Raw genomic sequence first — 24846 nt, 5'->3', positions numbered from 1 at the left:
AAATCCGCCGCTTCATTTTTTATAATCAGAAAATTGATTATGTATTTCTTCTTGTTGCCATTCCGTAAATCCAAAGGACAATCAATGCTCCTCCGATGGCCAGAATCCAGCTTCTTGGATTCCAGAAAGAAGTTACGTCTCCCCAGTGAAGTACATACACTCCGATGGCTCCTCCTACAAAGGCCCCGATAATTCCTAAGATAATGGTAATAAGCCAGCCTCCTCCCTGAGTGCCCGGCATAATAAGTTTAGCGATTGCTCCGGCGATAAGTCCGAAAATAATCCATGTTAAGAATCCCATAGTTTGTAAATTTTTTAAATGGTGAATATTTAATGAAGTTTGATATTACTATATTGGGAAAACATGATTAAATCATCTTTTCTTGAAGAACGAATCGACAAATTCCGTGCCATTGAACAATTGGAGATCCTGCATCTTTTCACCCACTCCAATGTATTTTACCGGAATCTGAAACTGATCGGAGATACCAATGACGACTCCTCCTTTTGCGGTTCCGTCCAGTTTTGTCACAGCTAAAGCATTTACTTCGGTAGCTGCCGTAAATTGTTTTGCCTGTTCGAAAGCATTCTGTCCCGTTGAGCCATCAAGAACCAATAAAATTTCGTGAGGCGCATCAGGAATAACCTTTTGCATTACTCGTTTAATTTTTGAGAGCTCATTCATCAGGTTAATCTTATTATGAAGTCTGCCCGCAGTGTCAATGATGACCACATCCGCATTCTGGGCTACAGCGCTCTGTACTGTATCGAACGCAACTGAAGCCGGATCAGACCCCATATCCTGTCTTATAATGGGAACACCGACCCTTTCACTCCAGATCACCAACTGGTCGACGGCAGCTGCCCTGAATGTATCTCCGGCGCCTAATACTACCTTTTTTCCTTCAGATTTGAATTGGTGAGCCAATTTTCCGATAGTCGTTGTTTTTCCTACTCCGTTTACTCCTACGACCATAATCACATATGGCTTTTTGGAGGTATCTATATTTCCGGTTCCTGCATGAGGATTCTCAAGCAAAAGTCCTGAAATCTCTTCACGCAGAATATGGTCCAGTTCATTTACACTTACATATTTATCTCTGGCAACCCGTTCTTCAATTCTTTCGATGATTTTGATGGTGGTGGAGGCGCCTACATCGGAAGCAATCAGTATTTCTTCCAGATTATCCAGAACTTCATCATCTACTTTGCTTTTACCGACTACGGCTTTTGTCATTTTTTCAAAAAAACCCTGACTGGATTTTTCCAATCCTTTATCTAAGGTTTCTTTTTCTTCTTTTTTAAAAATCTTTTTAAACCAACTCATCTTATGAATTACGGAATTTTAATGTTTAAGGATAGAAGCAGGAAGATGAGAAGCTGATGATATACCATTTCTGTCGAAACAAGAATGGCTAACCGGCTTCCGGCATCTGACTTCCAGCTAGATTAAAACAAAGATAACAAAAAAACTACCCAAAAGATGAGTAGTTTTTTTATATTGTAAATAAAGTAGGGATTATTTTTTCAAAAATCCATCCACTTCGTCTGCATTCATTACTTTTTCTTCGAAAACGTAAGCTCCTGATTTAGAAGACTTCACCATTTTCACGACTTTAGTCATTTTTTTTGACTGTCCGCTTTGTAGGGTTGCTACTACTTTCTTTGCCATGGTAAATTATATTTTATAAATTACTTGATTTCTTTGTGAAGGGTAGATCTTTTAAGAACAGGATTATACTTTTTAAGCTCTAATCTCTCTGTAGTGTTCTTTTTATTTTTTGTAGAAATGTATCTTGACATTCCTGGCATACCACTTTCTTTGTGCTCTGTGCATTCAAGAATTACTTGAACTCTGTTTCCTTTTTTTGCCATGATTTATTAATTCTTTTTAATCAATCCGTTTCTAGTAGCTCTTTCAATAGCTTCCTCGATTCCAATCTTGTTAATCACTCTCAATCCATGAGCTGATACTTTCAGTGTTACGTGCTTATCTTGCTCCGGAAGGTAAAACTTCTTCTCCAATAAGTTAATTTCAAAACGACGCTTCGTTTTGTTATTAGCGTGAGAAACGTTGTTACCAACCATTGCACGCTTTCCTGTTATTTGGCAAATTCTTGACATATCTCGATGTTCTTATTTGTATAATATTTGAGGTTGCAAAATAACAAAGAATTTTTTAGATAGGCAAATCTTTTAGTAATTATTTACAAATAAGTGGCTGATCATTACAAGTGAATTTTTAAATAAAAACAATACCTAAGCAGTGTATCGCCTTGTAATGATATATTTCATATCCCGATAACTGTTTACCATAAAAATTTAAATATATCCTTGTTTTTACTTGTAATATCATGCTAATATGGCTCATTTGATTGTCACGGAAACGGCCTGTAATGTTTAAACGAATTATTATTTAGATACGGGTATGTTCTATAAGTGATTTAATGATGGTGATGACTGACCAAAGCTATTCATTTCAATTATTCAATGGTTGAAATTCATTTGTTTACACGGGAAAAGCCGGACGTCCAGCCGGCTCTTCTTTCACTAGTTTTATTCAATGGCAGCTTTATTATGTAAGCTGCCTTTTTATTAACAGACGAGGTTCAGATCTGCTCTGCTCTCGATATTCATTCATATTCTCAGACAGAGAATCAGGCTTTCTTCTTCCTGTTCTGGAATCTCTTAATCAGATAATAAAACACTAAAAAGCCCAGTGCAAAAATGGAGAATCTTGACAGAAGATCTCCGGCCCTTGTATAAAAAGTCTGTTGCTCATACAGATTTACTTTTGAAAATAAAGTGGTCTGATCTCCATAGAAAGTATCAGCTGTTGTTTCTCCTTTGGCATCGATGTGAGCAGAAATTCCACTGTTGGCAGCACGCACGATCTCTCTTCTTGTCTCGATGGCTCTGAGTTTAGCATATGATAAAAGCTGCTTGTGTCCTTCGGTAACCCCCCACCATGAGTCATTGGTCATAATTCCCAAAAAGTTAGCCCCTTTTTTTACGTAATCACCCACGAATTCCCCATAAATACTTTCGTAACAAATGATCGGCGCTATTTTTCCCTTATTGTACGGATTGGAAAAGGCGACTCTTTCGTCATCTGTTCCCAGTGAGGCAACAGTGCCGCCCAGGTTAATCATGGCATCGCCTAAAAGCGGTTTGAGGACACCCATATAAGGGAATATTTCAACCCCAGGCACCAATTTTCCCTTATGGTAAACTTCTACTTTCTTATCCGGAACAATCTGTACTGCTGAATTATAGTTTTCTACCCAAAGGCCCGGGTTAAGCTGATAGGCTTCTTTTGGAAGATTCTCCTGACGGGTATAGAAGCGGTGGGAAGAAATTCCTGTCGCCAATACGGAACCGGGATGCTTTGATAAAAAATCTTTGATGTTATTTAAGAGAAAGCTTTTTTCGAATGCATTTTCAGAAATAGATCCTCTCCCGGGAATCGCTGTTTCCGGAGCGATATAATAATCTATTTTTCCTTTCGAATTGTCCTCTGCCAGTTTTAAAAGATCACCGAGGATCGTCAGGCTGTCTTTCGCGTATTTCTCGGAATAAGGATCAAGATCAGGCTGAAGCATTAAAACATTGACCTGTCCGGTTGGTTTTTCATCAAAATTATTATATTTAACTATGGAAATAACCATAGGAACTGCAATTAATCCTACAATGAACGAAGTATTCCTGATCAGATCTTTTCTCTTTCTTCCGGCTTCCCAGGTTCTTACGGTATAAAATACCAGCACATTGGTCAGCAGGATCCAAAAGCTTCCTCCGGTAGCCCCCAGAGTATCATACCACTGAACCATTTTCGGATATTCTGAAAATACATTGCCGAGATTCAGCCACGGCCAGGTCAGTTCCCAGTTCAGGTGAAACTTTTCAAAACTCATCCAGATGGCAATCAGAAAAGCCAATCCCCAGTACGTTCCCTGTGCATTTTTATACCAATGATAACATTGAAAAACCAGTGAATACAGAAGAGAATTAATTAAAACCGGAAACAGCACTGCCATCATAGAATGGCTGCCATCCGGATTCTTTGAGCCGTACAGCCATCCTGTGGTAACTGCATTCCAAATAACAAAACAAAGGTAGGAAAGTCCGAAAACCACCCAGCTTTTTCTGTTGTAATCTGAAAATTTTGATATGCCGTGCTCCATCATCATTAACGGAACAAGGGCGAAAAATATAAAAAACGGAACCCCGTACGTGGGCCACGATATACACAGGAGCATCGCTGAAATCAGGGTAAGTAAAACGTATTTCATTAAATTTATTTAATACACAAATTTAATGTTTTTGAAATGAATAAATTTGCAATTAATGATAAAGAAATTTTATAAAATTATCATCGTTCCCTATACTTTTTATTTGCTGTATCTCATGTTTTTGGGAATGGGCAGATTTCAGTATGAAGACAACCTTCTTACTTTAGCGCCTGTGTTGACAACCGTCAGATTTATTAAGGAGACTGTTTCCTGGAGAGCGATTGTTATTATAGTTCTGGGAAATATTGTGATGTTTATTCCTTTTGGGTTTTTAGACTGGGTTTTTCCTCAGCTTTCAGATCTGAAAAAGCTGATTTTCACTTTTGTTTCGGCCATTGTGATCGTCGAAGGGTTACAGTATTTTACAAGAATGGGGATCTTTGAAGTAGATGATATCCTATTGAATACTTTTGGCGTGTGGATAGGATGGCTGATCTGTCAGTTTCTGGAGAAAAAAATTAATCGTTGAGCTCTATAGCTTATTTTAAAATTTAATATTCGGTGAGTAAAATTTCCTTTAATCATTTATCACATGGCCCGATAGCAGTTCCGGTGCTTTCTGATCAATTCCGAATTTTGCACTCTGAATTGATGAGTCTTCTGACTGTCATTTTCTGAATTCGCATTCACACCGCAGGAGCGGATCTTTATCCTATCAAATACTTTCTGAAAGTCGTAGAATATTTATCATTAAAATTAATCAATTCAATGTTTTTAAAGGCAATCTTATGCGGCTTTTTGCTGAATTTGCCCACTGGATCATAATTTTTAATCAGAACCGATTTCTCCTGAACCTCCAGGATTTCGCCAATTGAGAACGTCTCTTTGTCTTTTTTTCTGCTTTCGACAATACAGTGAAAATTCTGTTTTTTAAGAGATCTGAAAAGAGATTCGTTGTTTTTTAAAGAAGTATTGTCAATGATTTTATGATTAAATGTAATAAGACCTTCTTCTGAATAGATAGCTTTTGAAACTTTGTCTGAAATACCATGACGAATGCCTGTAATTCTTGAAGCAGGAACGATTTTTATGCCTGCAAGAGAAAAATCATTCGTTTCTTCGATCATGATAAACTCATCGGAAGCTTTTGTGATGAATCCGTAAATCGACGACTCGTCTTCAAGACTGATCTTCACAAGATTAATTTCAGAAATATGTTTCTGAACACGTTTTCTGAATTCTTTTTCAGCGGTATTTTTTGCCATATTAACTGTTTTTAAAGGATATTAACTTCTCTTTCGAGTAGGATTCCGAATTTCTCCTCTACAGACCTGATAATGGCTGTTGAAAAATCAAAAATTTCTTTTCCGCTGGCCTCGCCGGTCGCATTCACGATCACCAGCGACTGCAGTTTGTGGGAACCTACATTGACGATCTGTTTTCCTTTCCAGCCGCATTGTTCGATGAGCCATCCGGCAGGAACTTTTACCAAATTTTCATTCCGATAGCCCTGGATGTTATCAAACTTTTGCTGCAATTCCTGAAACTGAGATAAAGGAATACTCGGGTTTTTAAAAAAACTTCCTGCGTTTCCGGTTTCCTTTGGATCGGGGAGTTTGCTTTTCCGGATCGCAATAACTGCCTTTGAAACATCCTGAATCGTAGGATTTTCAATACCCATATTTTCGAGTTCGGTTTTTATCGCGCCGTATTCAGTTTTAATGTTGTGATTTCCGGTCGTTAATCTGAATGAAACTCCAAGAATGACATATTTTCCCTTTCCTTCCTGCTTAAAAAAAGAGTCCCTGTATCCGAATCTACACTGCTCGAGATTGAAAATTTCCAATTCAAGATTCTCCAGATTGAGAACCGTACAGCTTACGAAAATATCTTTGATTTCGGTTCCGTAGGCGCCGATATTCTGCATGGGTGAAGTGCCTACATTTCCGGGAATCAGAGAGAGATTTTCCAATCCTCCAAAATTTTTATTTAAACAGTGCATCACAAACTCGTGCCAGTTTTCTCCGGCTTTTGCCGTGACCAGGACTTCGTTTTCATTTAAGAATTCTTCAGAAATTCCTTTTAAATTAAGCTGAATCGCCAATCCTTCAAAATCTTTTGTCAGCAATATATTACTTCCGCCCCCTAAAAATAAAAGAGGCAGGGTCTGCATTTTCGAAAAATTCAGGACATCCCTTAATTCATCAATCGTGGTAACCTCAGCAAAATACCTGGCTTTTGCATCAACGCCGAATGTGTTATACGGTTTTAGAGAAAAATTTTCTTGCATAATTTTACTTATATTCGGATGGAAGAACACTTTGAATCTGGTCTTTTAATTTTTGAAGCTGTTGATAATAAATGGTATCAGCATAGGCATTTACATACACATGATAGTTTTTTGCCGTCCTGATCTGGAAAGTCTCATCAAATCCGTCGACAGATTGTTTGCTTGGAGAACTTTTTATTTTGTCTAAAGTTTTTACATCAATAGTTGAAGTAAGCCGGTTCCAGGTTTGAGAATTGATGGATGATTTCCATTCCTTATGGATTTTACTGTTGGTGATGCCTGTCTGTAATTGAATAGAATCTTTTGTGATTTTAACAATTTTATAGTTTCCGAGCTCACCTCCAATGTCGGAATAATTTATAGAAACAATGTCGTTTGGATTTTTTGAAATAATATTCCGGGATTTCTTATCATCACAGGAAAAAAATATCAGCAATAAAAGTATTGGAAAGAATATTTTCAGACCATGATTTTTTATTGCTGACATGTTGTATGGTTTTAAATTAAAGGCTGAATTCCAATGTATACTTTTCAAGAGCATCTTTTAAAATAGCAGCACTTCTTTTCAGGTCTTCTTCTTTTAAAACATAAGCAATCCTTACCTGTTTCTTTCCTAATTCAGGGTTGCTGTAGAAGCCTCCTGCAGGAGCTACCATGATCGTTTCGTTATTGAAAGCGTACTTTTCAAGCAGCCATTGGGCAAACTTTTCCGTATCATCCACGGGAAGTTCGGCAACGCAGTAGAATGCTCCTTTCGGTTTCGGGCAAATAACGCCGGGGATGGCATTAAGCAGATCAACCAGGACATTTCTTCGGTGGGTATATTCTTCTCTTACGGCTCTGATGTAGGCGCCATCATTCTGGTGAGCCGCCGTAGCCGCAATCTGTCCCAGTAAAACAGGACTTAATCTTGCCTGTGCAAAAAGCATGGCAGCGTCATGTATTTTTTTTGAACGGGTGATTAAACATCCGATTCTTACCCCGCACATGGAGTAGCGCTTTGATTCTGAATCGATAATGATGCAGTTTTCACTCAGTTCCGGAAAGGCAAGCATTGAAATCTGCTGTTTCCCGTCATAAACATACTCTCTGTATACCTCGTCAGAAATGATAACAATATCGTATTTTAAAGCAATTTCTGCCAATTTCTGCAGTTCTTCACGGGTGTAAAGATATCCGGTAGGATTTCCGGGATTACAAATAACAATCGCACGGGTCCTGGCGGTAATTTTTTTCTCGAATTCCTCAATCGGAGGAAGGGCAAATCCTGTATCAATTGTTGAAGGAACCGCCACGACATTCACGTTGAATGCATTGGTAAAACCATTATAATTGGCATAATATGGTTCCGGGATGATCACTTCATCACCATCATCGCATAATGTAGAAATGGCAAAGTTTAAAGCTTCTGATCCCCCATTGGTTACGATAAAATTGTCCGGAGTTAGGTCTGTGAAATCCAGACTGTGGTAATAGTCGGTCAGTGCCTGTCTGTATTCGATATTTCCTTCAGAAAGAGCATACTCCAGTACTTTTAAATCGATGTTTTTTAAAGCATTTAAAGCGGTTTCCGGGGTTTCAATATCCGGTTGCCCGATGTTCAGGTGATAGACTTTGATTCCCTTCTGTTTTGCTTTTAAGGCAAAAGGAACCAGTTTTCTTACCGGCGATGCTGGCATATGCTGTGCTCTGTTTGAAATATTTGGCATTGTTCAAAAATTTGTATGGCAAAAATAAGATTTAATTTCCCAATATTAAAATACTACCAGGCTTCTTTTACGGTCTTTCAAATTTTTTATATTCACAGCGATTGTTGTATTCTGTTGGTTTTTCTCATGTACCGTTTATTTACAGTTAGGTTTTTTTATTTCTGAATTCTTTAAAGTATTTATATTAATTTATAAGGAATGTAAATTTTATTTGAAAAATAATCAAATAAAATATTTTTATATTATTTTTTTTATAAATTTATCACGCTAATAGTAATAAATATGAAAATTAAACTACTTTTTGGAGTCCTGAATGTTGCGACTCTTTTCTCTGCCACATTCATGATGGCTCAAAACTTTCAGACCATGCCCGTACAGTCCGGTTATACGGCAGATGTTATAGCCAATGGGGTAGGGTCATCCTCTTTATCTACCAGTTCAGATGTAGATGGCGTTTCATTCGCGTTTGTAGCAAGAGATTACCAACTGACATCTTCCAGCACACCGCTTACTTACGGAATTCCGGCTAACGGAGTTATTAATACGGTAGTAGCAGCTACTCCGGGGCTGAGTTTTCAGCTGGGGAACTTAAGTGGAAACAATTCTTTAAAGCTGGTTGCTGCTTCTGACAGTGGGGTGTTAACTTTCGCTTCCCCAAAAGCTGCTTTCAGACTGTACATGCTGTCAACAAGCGGAAGTGGTACTTCTACCGTTCAGGTACAGGTAAATTTTACGGATAATACAAATCAGATTTTTTCCGGTGTGGCTCTTTCCGACTGGTATGGAGGAACAAATTATGCCATCCAGGGCATCGGAAGAATCAATCGGGCCAATGACGTTTTAGAACCGAATTCAACAAATCCAAGATTATACCAGACCTTGCTGACCCTGGATGCCGCCAATCAGACAAAACCGATACAGAGTGTAACGGTAACAAAAACTGCAGGTACAGGCGTTTCAAATATTTTTGCCTTTTCTGCTGATGCATATTCAGATTGTGTAGCCCCTACTTTACAGCCTGTAGGTACTGTTACTTCCAGTTCAGCGCAGGTTTCCTGGACTCCCAATTCAGCATCGGCGGTGAGTTATGATATTTATTACAGTACCACCAATACCGCACCTGCGGCAGGAGCAGCACCTACGATTTCCGGGGTAACGGGAACCACGCGATTAATTGATAATTTAAATCCAAATACAACCTATTATTATTGGGTAAGGTCCAATTGCAGTTCGGCAACCGGACAGAGTGCATGGTCTTTTTCCGGGAACTTTAAAACAGCCTGCGGAGCGGTAACTTCTCTGTTCGAAAATTTTGATTCGTACACCACGGGATCCATCGTTCCGGATTGTTGGATCCGACTGGCAGGAACAGGTTCACAAACGATCACTTCTACGACACCGGCTTCCGGGACCCGTAATATTTACCAGTTTAATTCCGCTTCCAATACACCTACCTATGTTGTGCTTCCTGTTTTCAGTACCATTAATTCAGGGAATTATCAGCTGAGACTGAAAGCCAGAGTGAGCAGTGGAGCACCGGGTACTTTAACGGTAGGGTATGTCACCAATACTGCTGATGCCGGTACTTTTGTCCCGTTACAGGCCTTGGCCATCAGTAATACGAGTTATACAGCAGCAGGCTCCGAATATACGGTTGCGGTTCCTGCAGCGGTTCCTGCAGGTGCGAGAATTGCGATCAGGGCAGCCAATGACAGCAAATCATATTATTGGGATGATGTCTATTGGGAAACAGCTCAGTTATCCACTTCCGAAGTAGACGCCCATAAGCGGAAACTTTCCATTTATCCTAATCCGTTTAAAGATGTACTGTATGTCTCTGAAATTGAAAAGGTGACCGCGGTTACCATCAGTGATGTTACAGGAAGGATTGTGAGAACCATCGATAATCCGACGAAAGAAGTCGATTTGAGATTCCTGAATTCGGGATTGTATATGGTGACATTGAAATTCAGGGACGGGTCTCAATTTACAACGAAAGCCATTAAGAATTAATTTTTCAGATTTTTATAACTGGAGGCAGCTGTGTTAGATATACAGCTGTCTTTCTTTTATGATTCTGTTTGCCCGATACATCGAAAAGTTTAATTTAGTCACCTTAAAAATCAAAACATGCACATTCCAGCCAATTCCCCGGAAGATTATATTTCAAAAATTCCTGAAGAGAGACAGGAGGCTTTCAGAAAAATAATGGATCTGATCAGTAAGAACCTGCCGCCGGGTTTTAAGCAGGGCGTCAGCTATGGAATGCCTGGGTGGAGCGTTCCCCTGGAAACATATCCGGCGGGTTACCACTGTGCGCCAGGATCACCGCTACCGTTTATAACAATCGCATCCCAGAAGAATTTTATTGCCCTGTATCATATGGGACTCTATGCAAAACCTGAACTGCTGGACTGGTTTGTCAAGGAATTTCCCAGACATTCAAAAAGAAAACTGGATATGGGGAAATCCTGTATCCGTTTCAAAAAAATGGATGATATTCCCTTTCAGTTACTGGCCGAACTGGCCGGAAAAATGACGGTCGCAGAATGGATTGATGTATACGAAACTCAGTATAAAACTAACCTGAAAAAATAATTCTGGAAATATCCGTTAATTTTTAACTTAATCTTCGGGAACCTGAGTCAAAAAGTATACATTCTGTTTTGTACTTTTGGGCCATGAAGATGTATTGTAAAAAGAAATTTGTTTCCGGAATAAATAAAACCGTACTATTGTTATGTGCCTGTATTCTCATGCTGAATTCCTGTGCTTTAAAGCAAAACATGAAATTACAAAACGGTGATCTGCTTTTTGTGACTGCAAAGGAAACCGGTCTTTCAGGAGCCATCAACAATGTTACTCAAAAACAGAAAAATGTCTCGTACGACCATATCGGAATTATTGAAAAGAGCGGAAACAGCTTTTTTGTGCTTCATGCTGCGCCAAAAGGAGGCTCTCAAAGACAATTAATGAAAGATTTTCTGAAGGACCAGGCTGAGGACGGACAGAAAGTGGTGGTCTACCGTTTAAGATCTGAATATCGGAAAACCATTCCCGCTGCTATTGAAAAGGCGAATTCGATGTTGGGGAAACCGTATAATTTCAATTATATTCTGGATGAAAATTCCTACTACTGTTCAGATTTCATTGAAAGAGCTTTCAGAAAAGATCATATTTTCAAATTGGAGCCTATGACTTTTACAGATCCTGAAACCGGAACAGTAAATGCATTTTGGGAAGCGTTTTACCAAAAGAAAAATCTTAAGGTTCCGGAAGGGGAGCCAGGTTGCAATCCGAATGGTCTGGCAGCTTCCGACAAGTTGGAAAAAATGGAAGAACTAAAATAAATAAAATCTTTTATCGCGGACGGAAGTTCGCTTTTTTTAATCCCTATAGTAATATTTCAATCAGAACTTTGATAAATGAAAAATAAATATGTTAAAATTAGAAATTATTAGTCTACTAATTTGGTGGACTAATAATTTTTTATATTTTTGTGAAAGAATTAACGCAACGGGGCAACAATTCTATCATTAAATCCAAAAAATGTTTTGTTATGATAACACCAAATTCGAACCTGCAGGTTTTACAAAACAAACCGAGCCTGCCTAAAAAAGAACTGATCCTTGAAGTGGAATTAAATGGGAAAATGAAATTCGAGCATCTGATGAATACCATTTATAATCAGTTCGGAATATGTCACCGGGTGTTATCGGCCAACGTGGAATATGTGAATGGTCTCAGTTTCGGATCTGTTCAGTTATACATTAATGTAAATTCAGATGATTTCGAGAAACTTGAATTTTATCTGTATAAAAATAAACTCTTGAGTACGGCAGTAGAATATACGTGCAGAAAATACTCTTGATCTAAGGTTCATATAGTTTTAATTACGTGAACGGTTGCCTATTCCTCTGGCAGCCGTTTTTTATTTAGCAAAATTGTACTCTAGTAAGAAGCTCTGAAAGGAGAATGTTAATGAGAAGAATAATCCTGTTAAAAAGTAACCACTTTGCAGTATAAAAAAAGACCACCGTGAAGATGGTCTCGTATTTAAAATAAAATTAATTAAATTCTTTCAATATCAGCTCCTATGGCTTTCAGCCTGCCGTCAATATTTTCATATCCTCTGTCGATCTGTTCGATATTGTGGATAATTGATTTTCCTTCAGCAGAAAGTGCTGCAATAAGGAGGGCATTTCCGGCTCTGATATCCGGAGAAACCATGGTCGTTCCCCTTAGCGGAGTTTCCTGATTCAATCCGATAACAGTTGCTCTATGAGGATCGCAAAGGATAATCTGGGCGCCCATATCAATTAGTTTATCCACAAAGAAAAGTCTTGATTCAAACATTTTCTGGTGTACCAGAAGGCTGCCTTTTGCCTGTGTGGCTACTACTAAAATTATGGATAACAGATCTGGAGTGAACCCTGGCCATGGTGCATCAGATATCGTTAAGATCGAACCATCGATGAACTTCTGGATTTTATAATTTTCCTGGGCCGGAATAATAATATCATCATTGCTCTGCTCAAGTTCGATTCCCAGTTTTCTGAAAGTATTGGGAATAACACCCAGCTGATTCCAGTTTACATTTTTAATCGTGATTTCAGATTTTGTCATCGCTGCAAGACCGATCCAGGATCCGATTTCCACCATGTCGGGAAGCATCGTATGCTCAGTCCCGCCAAGATGATCTACGCCTTCTATGGTTAATAAATTGGACCCGATTCCTGAAATATTGGCTCCCATCCGGTTCAGCATTTTACAGAGTTGCTGCAGGTAAGGCTCACATGCTGCATTGTAAATTCTTGTTTTTCCTTTGGCTAAAGCTGCTGCCATAACAATATTGGCGGTTCCAGTTACAGAAGCTTCCTCCAGCAGAATGAATGTTCCTCTAAGCTCTTTGGCCTTTAAGGAATAGAAATATTCCTCTTCGTCGTAGTTGAATTCTGCACCCAGTTCTACAAGTCCCTGGAAGTGAGTGTCCAGCCTTCTTCTCCCGATTTTGTCGCCACCCGGAGTCGGCATATAGGCCTCACCATATCTTGCCAGCATGGGTCCCATCAGCATGATCGAGCCTCTCAGTTTTGCACCGTCCTTTTTAAATTCGCTGGATTTTATATAATCAAAATTTACCTTATCAGCTTTGAAAGTATAGTCTCCGTGACCGTTTTTTACCACTTTTACACCGAAATCGCCCAGGATTTCAATTAATCGATTAACGTCGTGGATATCAGGAATATTTTTAATCCTCACTTCCTCATCAGTTAATAAAACGGCACATAGAATCTGTAGAGCTTCATTTTTTGCTCCTTGTGGAGTGATTTCACCCTGCAATCTTTTTCCTCCCCGTATCTGAAATGTTCCACTCATGTCTACTTTCTGTTTTTATTATGATTATTATTGTTGTTATTATTGTTGTGTCTTCTTTTGTTATTTTGGTTGTTTCGGTTGTTATTCCGGTTATTGTTGTTTTGGTTGTTATTTCGATTGTTGCTGTTGGTCGTGTAATAGATTTTACTTTTCTCCAGCGAATCTATTCCCGTCAGATCCAGTCTGTTTTCCGAAAGTTCTTTCAGGTGGCGGAAGATCACATCATCCGTTACATGCTCTTTATTATATACGTTGTAAGATTTCTTCATATTATTGGCAATAACCTCAATCAGGGCTTCTTTTTCGTCACCCTGGTCCAGTTCGATTGCTTTTTCGATTAACTGAAGAATACTTTTCCCGTAAAATTTAAAGTCACCCTGAAGTTTCGGGTATTCCATTCTTTTTGGTTTTTCAGCCAGTTCTTCTCTCGTAGGAAAAGGATAGGGAGAATCTACATCCAGATCATAATCGGCTAAAATAAAAAGATGGTCCCAAAGTTTATGCTTATAATTTTCTTCATCGCGAAGCTGAGGGTTTCTCTGACCCATAAAATCAATGATGGCCATGGCCATTTCGCTTCTTTCTTCTTTTGTAGAAAGCTCTTTGCAACGTTCAACCAACTGTTGTATAATTCTGCCGTATTCGGGCAAATGAAGCTGAGTTTTTTGGGTATTGTATTCCATAGTCTGCAAATATATGGATTAATGGAAAAACTGTACCGAAAATCTTTAAAGTTTATACATTTTTAATCAAGATTTAAATAATAATTTTAAGAATATGAGTGTTGATTTGGAAAAATATTTCACATGGAATAGAATTTTATTTAATAAAATTGTAATTTAGGTAATGCTTTAATAATTAAAACTTTTAATATGAAAAAGAGACATTTATTACTTTCATTACTGGCAGTCGGATGTATGAGTTCCTGCCGCAATAGTGATGAACTCATTCCGGAAACGCCGGGAAACGCCGAAATTCATGATAAAATAGTGAATGTGACGAAGCATGACGGGCGCCCGTTCAGTACAGGAGTTTCAACCCATGGAAAATTTGTTGCGGGACCGGGAGGAAGTGTTCTGATGCAGGGGTTTTACTGGGATGTTCCCGATGGGGGAAATTGGTGGAATACCGTTAAAGGAAAAGTAACCGACTGGTCCAATGCAGGAATCGGAGCCATCTGGCTTCCTCCAGCTTCTAAAGCGCAGAACGGAGCCTACTCTATGGGCTATGATCCGACCGATTACTATGATTTTGGAAATTTTAACCAAAACGGAAGCGTAGAAACCCGTTTCGGCTCAAGAACAGAGTTGGAGGCTTTAATTACAAAAGCACATGCGGAAAATATGCAGGTCTATGCTGATATTGTTATTAATCATAACAGCGGGGGACAATCGGAAGCCAATCCTTTTACCGGAACCAATACGTGGACCAATTTTTCGGGAGTGGCTTCAGGAAAATTTCCGAGAAGCTATAATGACTTTTATAAAAATGCCTATGGCAATAATGATGAAGGAGCTTTCGGCGGATTTCCGGATCTATGCCATGCGAATCCTTACGTCCAGGACTGGCTTTGGGGAAGAGATGATTCTGTCGGAAAATATTATAAAAATGTCATGAAATTCGATGGATGGAGGTTTGATTACGTGAAGGGATTCGGGCCCTGGGTCGTGAATACCTGGAATTCAAATGTCGGTGGATTTTCTGTGGGAGAACTGTGGGATTCCAATGTGAATACTTTAGAATGGTGGGCTAATAATGCCAACAGCTCCGTATTCGATTTTGCAGCGTATTATAAGATGGACGAGGCGTTTGATAACGGAAATCTGAATGCCCTGAATGATGATATGATGTGGAAAAGAAATCCGTACAGGGCGGTCACTTTTGTGGCGAATCACGATACAGACATCATCAGTAACAAAATGCCGGCGTATGCCTATATTCTGACCCACGAGGGATATCCGACGGTCTTTTACAGGGATTATGAAGAATGGCTGAATAAAGAAAGGCTGAACAATCTGATCTGGATTCACAACAATAAAGCTACCGGTACAACCTCCATTCTGTATACCGACAATGACGAGTATATTGCCAGGAGAAACGGCTATAACGGAAATCCCGGATTGGTGGTGTACATCAATACTTCCTCCAGCTGGCAGGAAAGATGGATCCAGACCAACTGGGCGGGCCAGCAGATTAAGGACTTTACGGGAAGTTCAGGATGGTATCCGACCACCCAGAGCGACAAATGGGTGAAAATTCAGTGCGCGCCCAATTCTTATTCCGTATGGTCTTTAAATCAGTAATAAAATAATTGTTAGAATCTGTGTATCCGTAAGCTTATCAGGATAAAAAGACTGTTTCTTCGTGAAGCAGTCTTGTTTTTATGGATATTAGAGATATAACGATATTAGAATGGCTGTATTTTAAACCTCAATGAATTTTTTTCTCTGGTGAGGGGTCGGCAGATAACATTTCTGATTGGCAAGCTTCATCCTGTTTCTCGAAACCATATCATACACCTGATCACTCAGGAATCTGGGAATGATTTTTCCAATGCCTGAAAGCTTATAAATACCGCCCAGCAAACCGGCAATTTTCAGAACTGCCTGAGACTTTTCTACATAATACTGTTCGGGTTTCCACAAGTATAAGGTGTTAAAAACCTTCGTGTCCAAACTTCGTTCAGATAAAAATTTCTGACCGAAATCCGATTGCAGTGATGCAAACAGGAACTCATCTTTTTTATCCCTTTCCAAAATCCACTGTACCCAGAAATTGCAGACCCCGCAATCTCCGTCAAAAAATACAATATGTTTTTCCTGCCAGTTTTCTATCATGATGTATTATTTTAAAATGACATTTTTCTCTCGGTTTCAGCTTTTTCTCTCTTGAAATAATCAATTAACAGTTTCCTTTGTTCATCAGTAAGTTTCGCATCCTGATGTCCTACGAAATAAGATTCCAGAGGCATTTCTTTTTTCCCCACCATTTCTATACACTCCTCCAGTTTGTGAAGCTGTCTTTTAGGTTCGTAGGTAGCGAAGGTGGAAAAATTAAGATGCTTTCTTCCTTCATTAATATGGTTTTTCAGAAACCACGATGCCGGAGCGAAATTAGAATACCAGGGATATGCAGTTTCATTGGAATGACAGTCATAACAAGAGGTACGGATCATTTCTGCAGTCTCAGGAGGTGTCTTTTTTATGGTTAAAAAGTCCATGCCCGGAGTAGGGGCAGGATTGGTTTTATCAATAGGAAAAAACTGAAGTATAATAAACGCAACGAGAATCACTACAAGTACTTTTTTCATATCCAAATTCATATTTAGACATAAAGTTAATTAAATTTTCTGTAATCAGAAAGTGTGAAATGTATACATTATATTCATATTATATTAAATGATTGTAAATTTATTTAGTTTTAAGTAGGAAATATATAATTAAATGTAAAATTTTATTATCTTAATTGCATTATTTCACCCGCTGTGCGCACAAGTTCATGTAATCAACAAAAAGGCAATATTATCGTTTTTAACTATCATGAAAATATCTATGATAGATTGTATTTATTTTATAACAATGGTAGATTTGTCCACTGGTTAATTAAAAAATATCAACTTAATAGAAATAATACAAAAATTAAACAATATGGAAAATAACTCTGATGACATCAGCAAATGTCCGTTTCACAACGGAACGATGAAAAAAGAAAACGTAGCCGGCGGGGGAACCCAGAATAAAGACTGGTGGCCGGAACAATTGAGAGTAGATATTCTGCGTCAGCATTCCAGACTTTCCAATCCTATGGATGAAGATTTCGATTATGCCGAAGCTTTTAAAAGCCTGGACCTCGAAGCTGTAAAACAGGATCTGCATGCATTGATGACCGATTCTCAGGATTGGTGGCCGGCCGATTTCGGGCATTACGGTCCGCTGTTTGTCCGTATGGCCTGGCATAGTGCCGGGACTTATCGTTTAGGTGACGGCAGGGGCGGGGCAGAAGCCGGGCAGCAGCGTTTTGCTCCTTTGAACAGCTGGCCGGACAACGTAAGTTTAGATAAAGCCCGACGACTGCTGTGGCCAATCAAACAAAAATACGGTAGGCGTATTTCCTGGGCGGATCTGCTCGATCCTTACCGGAAATGTTGCACTAGAGTCTATGGGACTCAGAACTTTCGGATTTGCAGCAGGTCGTGAAGATGCCTGGGAACCGGATCAGGATGTGTATTGGGGAGCCGAGAAGACCTGGCTGGGAGGAGATCTTCGCTATGCCCACGGTTCGGAAGGCGTGGTAGAGAACAGGGGCGTTCTTCCTACCGACGATGATGCAGACGGAGATATTCACTCTAGAAATTTAGAGAAGCCCCTGGCAGCAGTACAGATGGGATTAATTTATGTAAATCCTGAAGGCCCGGACGGAAATCCCGATCCTATCGCCGCCGCAAGAGATATCCGGGATACTTTCGGAAGAATGGGAATGAATGATGAAGAAACCGTGGCTTTAATTGCCGGCGGACATACTTTTGGGAAAGCTCACGGCGCAGGGCCGGCAGATCATGTAGGAAAGGAGCCTGAAGCGGCAGGAATTGAAGCCCAGGGATTCGGATGGAACAGCTCCTATAAATCCGGAAAAGGCCCCGATACCATTTCCAGCGGCCTGGAGGTGACCTGGACAGAAACACCGACAGAATGGAGCAATCATTTCTTTAAAAATCTTTTCGAACATGAGTGGGAACTGACGAAAAGTCCTGCCGGAGCTCATCAGTGGGTGGCAAAGAATGGGGAAGAGATTATCCCGGATGCATTTAATCCCGCCAAAAAGTACAGACCGACCATGCTGACCACAGATCTGTCCCTCATGTTAGATCCTGCCTATGAAAAAATTTCAAGAAGATTCTACGAAAATCCTGAAGAATTTGCCGATGCATTTTCGAGAGCGTGGTTTAAGCTGACGCACAGGGATATGGGCCCGAAAGCCCGTTACCTGGGCCCGGAAGTTCCGCAGGAGGAGCTGATCTGGCAGGATCCGATTCCTGAAGTGAATCATGAACTGATTGACAGTGATGATGTCGAATCTTTAAAAGATAAAATCTCAAATTCAGGATTAGGCATTTCTGAATTGGTATCAACGGCCTGGGCATCGGCTTCCACATTCAGGGGAAGTGATAAGCGCGGCGGGGCAAACGGGGCGAGAATTCGTCTGGCACCTCAAAGATACTGGGCCGTGAATAATCCTGATCAGCTTCAGAAGGTGGTATCCGTTCTGGAAAATATCCAGAATGATTTCAATGATTCTCAGTCCGGGAATAAAAAAGTTTCATTAGCGGATTTAATTGTGCTTGCGGGAAGTGTCGGTATTGAAAAAGCGGCCGGAAACGCCGGTCACGACGTGAGAGTGGGCTTTGCACCGGGAAGAATGGATGCTTCACAGGAGCAGACCGATGTAGAATCAATGGGATACCTGGAACCTCAGGCAGACGGATTCAGAAATTATACGAAGAAAAAATTCTCCGTTTCTACAGAATCTTTATTGATCGATAAAGCCCAGTTACTCAATCTTACGGCTCCGGAACTTACGGTACTGGTCGGAGGAATGAGAGCTTTAAATACAAATTTTGACGGTTCCTCTCACGGTATTTTAACAGAGCGTCCCGGGACCCTTACCCCTGACTTCTTTGTCAATCTCCTGGATATGAGTACCCAATGGAAAGCTGCTTCAGAAGACCGTGAATTGTTTGAAGGGACAGACCGCACGACCGGTGAGAAAAAGTGGACCGCAACGCGGGCAGATCTTGTCTTCGGATCAAATGCTGAACTGAGGGCTGTTGCAGAAGTGTATGCCAGTTCAGACGCACAGGAAAAATTTGTCAATGACTTTATTGCCGCCTGGGTGAAAGTGATGAACGCCGACCGGTTTGATTTAAAGTAATTAAAACAAGAATATTCAAATAAAGCAGTTTCGAAAGGAGCTGCTTTTTTGCGTAAAAAAGACAATGCTTCCTGCTTATGGTTTCCCGTATTTTTTGACGGTATTCCTGACCTAGTTTTGCTGAAGAAAACATTAACTATCTAAACTTAGCTATGAAAAAATCATTTTTACTTATTGTATTATCAATCACCTTGTGTTCATGTGAAAACAGCGGAGGAAATGATAATGCCTCAGGATCTTGCAGCTACAACGTCCATCCATTGTATGTAGGCGAAAAAGGAGGCTGCTATTATCTGTCTTCAGGAGGAAACAAAGAATATGTAGATAAAAGCTACTGCAGGAATTGTAATTAATAAGCACGCCGTTTCGTCAGTTGCAAAACGGCCTGCTTTTGTATGATTACGGATCTCAACATCAAATTATAAACTGTCCTTACTGATTTTCCTTTGAGGACGTAAAGAAAGCTTGAGAGGTCTGTCATTCAATAAAGATCATTTTTATCAACAATGACCGTGTGGTGTTCTCAAGTCAGTTCAGATGATTGTATTGAGTTAAAGGCTGAGATAAAATAATATATGAACGGTAAAAATATACATTCTAAATAAAAGAACTTAGTGTGGTATTCAACAGTACTCAGAAAATTATCTTTTGTTTCCAACCTTTATATAAAGCGATGCATCATTTATTGTATTGCGACATGTTTTGTCGTTATATCGAAATATATTTACAGAAATAAAAGATGCACTTCATGAAGCGAACAGATTGATAATAAAAACGTTAACATATTAAAATAAATTTCATCTATCAGTTCTTTAACCCATTGAAAAGTAGTAGCTTTGCACGCTTAAAAAAATAACTGTTAAACTCAATAAACAAGGGAATGAAAAAACTCTACAGGAGTGCATTTTTCTTATGCACTATTTTAAATTTTTCTGCCCAGGAAGTAATCTGGCAGAAAGATATCAAATCCAACACCCAGGATTTCCTGAGCCAGGTCACCACGACCATCGACGGGCAATACCTAATTTCGGGAAGCAGCATTCAAAGTACGAAGATACCGTCTGGAGGCGGTAAACAGAATAAGGGCTATGAATTTCACCTGGTTAAACTCAACCAGCAGGGCGAAGAAGTCTGGGAAAAATATTTCTCCGGACAGAATCACGATTTTTTATCAGCAACAGTTGCTACGCAGGAAGGTGGTTTTCTTTTGGCAGGAACTTCATTTTCAGGAAAAGGATTGGATAAAAAAGAAGACTCGAAAGGAGGATCCGATATATGGTTGGTCAGAATTAGTCCTTTTGCTGAAGAAATGTGGCAAAAAACGATCGGTACCGCTTCTGATGAAGAGGCGAGAGCGGTGATCCAGACGACTGACTTGGGATTTTTCGTCGCAGGAAACGTTCAAAACTCAGCTAAAGGATATGGATCGAAAGATGTTCTGGTGGTAAGACTCGATAAAAACGGGAAAGAACTGTCCCAGCTGATTCTGGGCGGAAAAGGCCTGGATGAAGTGGAGAAAATGATTCCGACAAAAGACGGCGGAGCTCTGTTAGGCGTTTACTCCAGAAGCACAACCGGTGGCTCCAAGAAAACCGAAAATTTCGGGGAAGGCGACTATTGGATCATAAAGCTTTCCAAAGACGGAAAAGTGGAATGGGAAAAGAACTTCGGCGGAAAAGAAGATGACCATTTAAGAACCCTGGCACTGACTTCGAGCGGCTATATCGTTGGAGGAGAATCGAGATCGGAGAGATCGGGAAATAAATCAGTCGGGATCACCGAAGGAACGGATTTATGGCTGATTTCTTTAAATAACAGGGGAGAAGAAGTCTGGCAGAAGTCCTACAACTTTAAAAACAGGGATGTACTGATGGGAATGAGCGTTATCGAGAAAAAAGAGAAAGGAGAAAAGAATAAAGACCTGACGACGGGAATCTTGTTAGGTGGTTATACCCAGGCGGAAGGCAGGATAGAAGCTGATGATGAAAAATTCTGGATGCTGTATCTGGATGAAAACGGAAATGAGCAGTGGAGAAAGCATGTGAAGGGGCAGTCTTCTAAAAAAGAGGAACGGTTATCTGATATTAAGCTCAACAGGGATGGCTCTATTATCCTGGCAGGCACCAGTGCTGAGGAACTGGGAAAAGAGAACTGGAAAATTGTAAAGCTGGGAGATCAACAGATTGATCAGCTGATCGAAAAGCAGGATATAAAAATCTACCCGAACCCGGTGTCGGATTATGCGTATGTGGAAATCGGCTTTGACTTTAAGGATGCGGAGATTGTGGTGTATGATATGGGCGGAAGACAACTGCAAAGCTTAAAAACTAAAAATAAGGTAACTAAGATCAATACACAGCCGTTGATTCAGGGCGCTTACCTGGTGGTCATAAAAACGGATACGGATAAAACGGCGAATGCTAAATTAATTAAGAAATAACTGAGAAAAATGAAGAATATATTTTTACTGATGGTTACCTGGCTAAGCTGTCAGATCTGTTACAGCCAGACCCAGAGTCAGCACGGCGTCACCCTGCCTACGCCCACGGCGTCATCGCTGGCGACTTACACCAATATCCCGGTTTCAATACAAACGGGGGTTCCGAATATCTCGTATCCGCTGATTTCGGTTCCTACCAACAATAAGTTTGTGGAAGTCAGCCTGGGACTGAATTATCATTCTGGCAATGTCGATGATGAGAGCTGGGTAAGCAACGTCGGGAAAGGATGGTCGCTATTGGGAACGGGAGCGATTTCCAAAGAAGTAATCAGTGATTTTGATGAGTCCTTTGATGACATCAATTCTGTAAACTACCGGAAAAATGAGTATGATGACCAGTACAATTTCAGCACCCCGGAAGAGTCAGGAAAATTCAGGATTATCAGGGACACCATTAATAATACCTACACCGTTACCAAACTTACCCCGTATACGTCTGTGATCAAATATACGGCAGCAGCAAATCCTGCCACACTAATCATTGATTCGTTTACCATTACCAGCAGTAAAGGGATTGTTTATAAATTTCAGACGTATGATATCAACAGGATGCAGGTGTGGACGCGGGACGATCGCCATCATGGAAGCTTTTATGCAGATAAGCAGTACAGAAGTACGTATTACTTAACGTCCATTTCAGATGAAAACAATCAGGAGCTGGTTAAATATACTTACTTCAGAGACCTTATCTACCCTCCTGGAACCAACCAGTACACCGATACGGAAGCCAATAAGCTTACCCGTATCGAAATAAAAGACCGGGGTATTATTGATATTAATACGACTAAAGATAATACCGGTAACAAAATCAATGATCCTTTTAAAATTAATGATATTACCTTAAAAACATACGATAACCGTTTTATCAACAGATATACGTTGCAATATACTTATCTCAATCCTGGGCTTCGAATTTTAAATTCATTTACCCGGACTGACGCAGATGGAAATTCGCTGGAGAAATATCAATTTGTTTATAATCTTATATCTTCAGGGACGGATGGAGGTGAATCCATATCTTCACAGGTGTTAAAAAGGATCATCCTTCCCACGGGCGGAGTCATAGAATATAATTTTGATTATACCCCTTACAGTTTTAAAACTGAGATTGTTAAAAATCCTCCCACAAGCGAACCGATCGGGAATGACATTACGTTTGACCAGATCAACGGAACGGCCAAAAAATATTTTTTTACGGTCCTTCCCAACAGTCAGAACACCAATAGTGACCTTATTATAACAGCTGAAAATTTAGCCAATTTACCGGATCATACCTGGGCATTACAGTTTCATAAGAAAACAGGCAATAATTACAGCATCCATAATGCGGTAGGCCCTGCTCTGGATCCGGATCCTGGTTACGAAGTATCACAGACCAGATCATTTGAACCCGGAGAGTATTATGTCACTTTATTTTCCAATGACTTTAATTTCTCGCTGACCGAACCGGTTAGTTTTTCTGCAGAACTCATCACCGGTCCGGCTACCGATACCATCACTTTAAAATCCTTCAAAGGTTTGGCCAGGGTAAAAGAAATTAAATATTTTGATACAGGCCTGTCTGATATGTTGTCCGCTGTCCCTTCAAAGGTAGAGCATTATGATTATAATAGATTTGATGATCCTGCAAAAAGCAGTGGTATTCTTGTAGAAAGCGGTTCTATCAATGGAGAAATGGCTAATCCTAGCCTTATTTATAAAAATGTGAAAGTTTCCAGAGGAGGAAATACAGGGTACACGAAATATTATTTTAAAGCGCCGGATGACTATCCGAGACAGGAGACCTGGCCTAACTTTAACCTTGCCCGTGAAGGAATTCTGGATAAAAAAGAAGCGTACAATGCTTCTAACCAAAAAGTATCAGAGGAGATATACGATTATACATTTGAAGAATATGATGGTCCGAAATACCTGAGCGCCCCAAGTACAGAATCTTATTATATCAAAACCACGTGGATCAGAAACCAAAGCAGCGTCTCCCGAAATTTCTTCGGTTCCGGAGTGGCAGAAGCGAAGCAGGAGGTTTTCAGAAGTCCGGCACATTATTTTGTCACGCTTGAAAGAGCTACTGCCTTCGACGGAAGCATCCAGGAAACCAGCTACCTGTATCCGTTGGAAAAAAATAACCAGAAGCTGCTTACCGCGAATATGACCAGCATCCCCCTGGAAACGAAAACCATGATTAAAAAGAATAATGCCGATGCAGGAATCGTCATGGCGAGATCGGAAACGAAATATGATAATCCGGCCAACAAACTGCCTTCTTCAGCTGTTTCCTATGATTCGCAGAATATTCTGGCTTCAGAAGTCATTTTCAATCAATATGATTCCAAAGGAAATCTGGAAGAGTATACCACCAGAGACGGGATCCCGGTTTCTGTAGTCTGGGGTTATAACAAAACCCAGCCGATTGCCAAAATAGAGGGCGCAACCTACAGCCAGGTTTCACCTTATATCTCCGATATGGTGACCAGATCCGACGCCGATACCGACGGTACTTCCGAGCAGGCATTGCAGAATGCGCTGGATCTTTTCAGGAATAAGGCGGAACTGGCAGGTTTTCAGATCACCACCTATGTCTACGATCCGCTGGTCGGGATGAAGAGCATGACCCCGCCTTCCGGAATCCGCGAGATCTACCAATACGATAAAGCCGGAAGGTTAGACAAGATCACCGATGAAAACGGAAATGTTTTAAAGAAATATAAATATAACTACAAACAGTAATTCACAAGTCGTGAGTGACAAGCCATGGAGAAATCTGATCCTTTACGGATTGCGTACCCCTGACTTCCACCCTCTAACTTC

The 24846-nt window shown here is 40.1% G+C and carries 23 protein-coding genes and 1 pseudogene; 10 read left to right on the top strand and 14 right to left on the bottom strand.

Annotation, left to right across the window (positions count from 1 at the left end; genetic code table 11):
• Nucleotides 1-37: 37 nt before the first annotated feature.
• From ODZ84_RS10040 to lnt, 6 genes are all read right to left on the bottom strand, one after another.
• A complete protein-coding gene (locus tag ODZ84_RS10040; RefSeq protein ID WP_266176904.1) occupies nt 38-301 on the bottom strand; it encodes a GlsB/YeaQ/YmgE family stress response membrane protein in 264 nt (87 codons plus the stop codon).
• 72 nt (nt 302-373) lie between these two features.
• Complete coding sequence (ftsY, locus tag ODZ84_RS10035; RefSeq protein WP_266176902.1) at nt 374-1327, bottom strand: signal recognition particle-docking protein FtsY; 954 nt, start codon at nt 1325-1327, stop codon at nt 374-376.
• Between the two features lie 192 nt (nt 1328-1519).
• A complete protein-coding gene (locus ODZ84_RS10030; RefSeq protein ID WP_065399141.1) occupies nt 1520-1672 on the bottom strand; it encodes a DUF4295 domain-containing protein in 153 nt (50 codons plus the stop codon).
• Nucleotides 1673-1692: 20 nt separating this feature from the next.
• Nucleotides 1693-1875: a 50S ribosomal protein L33 gene (gene rpmG, locus ODZ84_RS10025; RefSeq protein ID WP_027373683.1), complete on the bottom strand. Its 183-nt coding sequence runs from the start codon at nt 1873-1875 to the stop codon at nt 1693-1695.
• A 6-nt stretch (nt 1876-1881) separates the two neighbouring features.
• The gene (gene rpmB / locus ODZ84_RS10020; protein WP_002976757.1) at nt 1882-2124 is read right to left on the bottom strand and encodes a 50S ribosomal protein L28; all 243 of its coding nucleotides are present in this window, start codon (nt 2122-2124) and stop codon (nt 1882-1884) included.
• Nucleotides 2125-2657: 533 nt separating this feature from the next.
• A complete protein-coding gene (gene lnt, locus ODZ84_RS10015; RefSeq protein ID WP_266176878.1) occupies nt 2658-4292 on the bottom strand; it encodes an apolipoprotein N-acyltransferase in 1635 nt (544 codons plus the stop codon).
• A gap of 55 nt (nt 4293-4347) precedes the next feature.
• On the opposite strand from lnt, the gene ODZ84_RS10010 reads away from it, so the two are divergent.
• Nucleotides 4348-4761, top strand: coding sequence for a VanZ family protein (locus tag ODZ84_RS10010; RefSeq protein WP_266176876.1), 414 nt, complete (start codon nt 4348-4350; stop codon nt 4759-4761).
• 178 nt (nt 4762-4939) lie between these two features.
• On the opposite strand, the gene ODZ84_RS10005 is transcribed toward ODZ84_RS10010, so the two are convergent.
• From ODZ84_RS10005 to ODZ84_RS09990, 4 genes are read right to left on the bottom strand one after another with little or no spacing between them, the layout of a single operon-like run.
• The gene (locus ODZ84_RS10005) at nt 4940-5497 is read right to left on the bottom strand and encodes a hypothetical protein (protein WP_266176875.1); all 558 of its coding nucleotides are present in this window, start codon (nt 5495-5497) and stop codon (nt 4940-4942) included.
• Nucleotides 5498-5508: 11 nt separating this feature from the next.
• Complete coding sequence (gene murB, locus ODZ84_RS10000; RefSeq protein ID WP_266176874.1) at nt 5509-6522, bottom strand: UDP-N-acetylmuramate dehydrogenase; 1014 nt, start codon at nt 6520-6522, stop codon at nt 5509-5511.
• A gap of 4 nt (nt 6523-6526) precedes the next feature.
• Complete coding sequence (locus ODZ84_RS09995; protein ID WP_266176873.1) at nt 6527-7009, bottom strand: hypothetical protein; 483 nt, start codon at nt 7007-7009, stop codon at nt 6527-6529.
• Nucleotides 7010-7025: 16 nt separating this feature from the next.
• Nucleotides 7026-8231 carry a pyridoxal phosphate-dependent aminotransferase gene (locus tag ODZ84_RS09990; RefSeq protein WP_266176872.1) on the bottom strand — a complete coding sequence of 402 codons (1206 nt, stop codon included), beginning with the start codon at nt 8229-8231 and terminating at the stop codon, nt 7026-7028.
• A gap of 282 nt (nt 8232-8513) precedes the next feature.
• Between ODZ84_RS09990 and ODZ84_RS09985 the strand changes: the two genes are divergently transcribed.
• The 4 genes from ODZ84_RS09985 to ODZ84_RS09970 all read left to right on the top strand — a co-directional run bounded on the left by ODZ84_RS09985 (nt 8514) and on the right by ODZ84_RS09970 (nt 12102).
• Entirely contained in the window at nt 8514-10244 is a 1731-nt protein-coding gene (locus ODZ84_RS09985) for a T9SS type A sorting domain-containing protein (RefSeq protein ID WP_266176871.1), read from the top strand.
• A 117-nt stretch (nt 10245-10361) separates the two neighbouring features.
• Nucleotides 10362-10829 (top strand): DUF1801 domain-containing protein, encoded by a 468-nt coding sequence (locus ODZ84_RS09980; protein ID WP_266176869.1) that lies wholly within the window; start codon nt 10362-10364, stop codon nt 10827-10829.
• A 188-nt stretch (nt 10830-11017) separates the two neighbouring features.
• Nucleotides 11018-11581 carry a YiiX/YebB-like N1pC/P60 family cysteine hydrolase gene (locus ODZ84_RS09975; RefSeq protein ID WP_266176868.1) on the top strand — a complete coding sequence of 188 codons (564 nt, stop codon included), beginning with the start codon at nt 11018-11020 and terminating at the stop codon, nt 11579-11581.
• A gap of 209 nt (nt 11582-11790) precedes the next feature.
• Nucleotides 11791-12102 (top strand): cysteine methyltransferase, encoded by a 312-nt coding sequence (locus tag ODZ84_RS09970; RefSeq protein ID WP_266176867.1) that lies wholly within the window; start codon nt 11791-11793, stop codon nt 12100-12102.
• A 200-nt stretch (nt 12103-12302) separates the two neighbouring features.
• On the opposite strand, the gene murA is transcribed toward ODZ84_RS09970, so the two are convergent.
• On the bottom strand, nt 12303-13610 hold the full coding sequence (gene murA / locus ODZ84_RS09965) for a UDP-N-acetylglucosamine 1-carboxyvinyltransferase (RefSeq protein WP_266176866.1): 1308 nt from the start codon (nt 13608-13610) through the stop codon (nt 12303-12305).
• Between the two features lie 2 nt (nt 13611-13612).
• The gene (locus ODZ84_RS09960) at nt 13613-14293 is read right to left on the bottom strand and encodes a DUF4290 domain-containing protein (RefSeq protein ID WP_266176865.1); all 681 of its coding nucleotides are present in this window, start codon (nt 14291-14293) and stop codon (nt 13613-13615) included.
• A 189-nt stretch (nt 14294-14482) separates the two neighbouring features.
• Here ODZ84_RS09960 and ODZ84_RS09955 point away from each other — a divergent pair, with 189 nt between their 5' ends.
• A complete protein-coding gene (locus ODZ84_RS09955; RefSeq protein WP_266176864.1) occupies nt 14483-15913 on the top strand; it encodes an alpha-amylase in 1431 nt (476 codons plus the stop codon).
• Between the two features lie 120 nt (nt 15914-16033).
• On the opposite strand, the gene ODZ84_RS09950 is transcribed toward ODZ84_RS09955, so the two are convergent.
• Nucleotides 16034-16447 carry a thiol-disulfide oxidoreductase DCC family protein gene (locus ODZ84_RS09950; RefSeq protein ID WP_266176863.1) on the bottom strand — a complete coding sequence of 138 codons (414 nt, stop codon included), beginning with the start codon at nt 16445-16447 and terminating at the stop codon, nt 16034-16036.
• Between the two features lie 11 nt (nt 16448-16458).
• On the bottom strand, nt 16459-16920 hold the full coding sequence (locus ODZ84_RS09945) for a heme-binding domain-containing protein (protein ID WP_266176862.1): 462 nt from the start codon (nt 16918-16920) through the stop codon (nt 16459-16461).
• A 337-nt stretch (nt 16921-17257) separates the two neighbouring features.
• Between ODZ84_RS09945 and katG the strand changes: the two are divergent.
• The 4 genes and pseudogenes from katG (at nt 17258) to ODZ84_RS09925 (ending at nt 24765) form a co-directional block, all read left to right on the top strand.
• Nucleotides 17258-19538: pseudogene (gene katG, locus ODZ84_RS09940) on the top strand (catalase/peroxidase HPI).
• Between the two features lie 152 nt (nt 19539-19690).
• On the top strand, nt 19691-19891 hold the full coding sequence (locus ODZ84_RS09935) for a hypothetical protein (RefSeq protein ID WP_266176861.1): 201 nt from the start codon (nt 19691-19693) through the stop codon (nt 19889-19891).
• Nucleotides 19892-20418: 527 nt separating this feature from the next.
• On the top strand, nt 20419-21978 hold the full coding sequence (locus ODZ84_RS09930; protein ID WP_266176860.1) for a T9SS type A sorting domain-containing protein: 1560 nt from the start codon (nt 20419-20421) through the stop codon (nt 21976-21978).
• Nucleotides 21979-21987: 9 nt separating this feature from the next.
• Nucleotides 21988-24765 carry a hypothetical protein gene (locus ODZ84_RS09925; RefSeq protein ID WP_266176858.1) on the top strand — a complete coding sequence of 926 codons (2778 nt, stop codon included), beginning with the start codon at nt 21988-21990 and terminating at the stop codon, nt 24763-24765.
• The last annotated feature ends 81 nt before the right edge of the window (nt 24766-24846 follow it).

The organism is Chryseobacterium fluminis (assembly GCF_026314945.1).
GTDB classification, from domain to species: Bacteria; Bacteroidota; Bacteroidia; order Flavobacteriales; family Weeksellaceae; genus Chryseobacterium; species Chryseobacterium fluminis.
The sequence above is the reverse complement of the archived record's forward strand: the minus strand, read 5'-3'. Positions and strand labels throughout refer to the sequence as shown.

What these genes read in the sequence shown, in the direction of transcription:
- ODZ84_RS09980 (WP_266176869.1), top strand. Translation starts at nt 10,362, where the DNA reads ATGCACATTCCAGCCAATTCCCCGGAAGATTATATTTCAAAAATTCCT.
- ODZ84_RS10040 (WP_266176904.1), bottom strand. Translation starts at nt 301, where the DNA reads ATGGGATTCTTAACATGGATTATTTTCGGACTTATCGCCGGAGCAATC.
- ftsY (WP_266176902.1), bottom strand. Translation starts at nt 1,327, where the DNA reads ATGAGTTGGTTTAAAAAGATTTTTAAAAAAGAAGAAAAAGAAACCTTA.
- ODZ84_RS09925 (WP_266176858.1), top strand. Translation starts at nt 21,988, where the DNA reads ATGAAGAATATATTTTTACTGATGGTTACCTGGCTAAGCTGTCAGATC.
- ODZ84_RS09950 (WP_266176863.1), bottom strand. Translation starts at nt 16,447, where the DNA reads ATGATAGAAAACTGGCAGGAAAAACATATTGTATTTTTTGACGGAGAT.
- ODZ84_RS09945 (WP_266176862.1), bottom strand. Translation starts at nt 16,920, where the DNA reads ATGAAAAAAGTACTTGTAGTGATTCTCGTTGCGTTTATTATACTTCAG.
- rpmG (WP_027373683.1), bottom strand. Translation starts at nt 1,875, where the DNA reads ATGGCAAAAAAAGGAAACAGAGTTCAAGTAATTCTTGAATGCACAGAG.
- ODZ84_RS09935 (WP_266176861.1), top strand. Translation starts at nt 19,691, where the DNA reads ATGAAAAAATCATTTTTACTTATTGTATTATCAATCACCTTGTGTTCA.
- ODZ84_RS09930 (WP_266176860.1), top strand. Translation starts at nt 20,419, where the DNA reads ATGAAAAAACTCTACAGGAGTGCATTTTTCTTATGCACTATTTTAAAT.
- murA (WP_266176866.1), bottom strand. Translation starts at nt 13,610, where the DNA reads ATGAGTGGAACATTTCAGATACGGGGAGGAAAAAGATTGCAGGGTGAA.
- ODZ84_RS10030 (WP_065399141.1), bottom strand. Translation starts at nt 1,672, where the DNA reads ATGGCAAAGAAAGTAGTAGCAACCCTACAAAGCGGACAGTCAAAAAAA.
- ODZ84_RS09985 (WP_266176871.1), top strand. Translation starts at nt 8,514, where the DNA reads ATGAAAATTAAACTACTTTTTGGAGTCCTGAATGTTGCGACTCTTTTC.
- ODZ84_RS09990 (WP_266176872.1), bottom strand. Translation starts at nt 8,231, where the DNA reads ATGCCAAATATTTCAAACAGAGCACAGCATATGCCAGCATCGCCGGTA.
- ODZ84_RS09975 (WP_266176868.1), top strand. Translation starts at nt 11,018, where the DNA reads ATGAAATTACAAAACGGTGATCTGCTTTTTGTGACTGCAAAGGAAACC.
- ODZ84_RS09960 (WP_266176865.1), bottom strand. Translation starts at nt 14,293, where the DNA reads ATGGAATACAATACCCAAAAAACTCAGCTTCATTTGCCCGAATACGGC.
- lnt (WP_266176878.1), bottom strand. Translation starts at nt 4,292, where the DNA reads ATGAAATACGTTTTACTTACCCTGATTTCAGCGATGCTCCTGTGTATA.
- ODZ84_RS10010 (WP_266176876.1), top strand. Translation starts at nt 4,348, where the DNA reads ATGATAAAGAAATTTTATAAAATTATCATCGTTCCCTATACTTTTTAT.
- ODZ84_RS09995 (WP_266176873.1), bottom strand. Translation starts at nt 7,009, where the DNA reads ATGTCAGCAATAAAAAATCATGGTCTGAAAATATTCTTTCCAATACTT.
- ODZ84_RS09955 (WP_266176864.1), top strand. Translation starts at nt 14,483, where the DNA reads ATGAAAAAGAGACATTTATTACTTTCATTACTGGCAGTCGGATGTATG.
- murB (WP_266176874.1), bottom strand. Translation starts at nt 6,522, where the DNA reads ATGCAAGAAAATTTTTCTCTAAAACCGTATAACACATTCGGCGTTGAT.
- ODZ84_RS09970 (WP_266176867.1), top strand. Translation starts at nt 11,791, where the DNA reads ATGATAACACCAAATTCGAACCTGCAGGTTTTACAAAACAAACCGAGC.
- ODZ84_RS10005 (WP_266176875.1), bottom strand. Translation starts at nt 5,497, where the DNA reads ATGGCAAAAAATACCGCTGAAAAAGAATTCAGAAAACGTGTTCAGAAA.
- rpmB (WP_002976757.1), bottom strand. Translation starts at nt 2,124, where the DNA reads ATGTCAAGAATTTGCCAAATAACAGGAAAGCGTGCAATGGTTGGTAAC.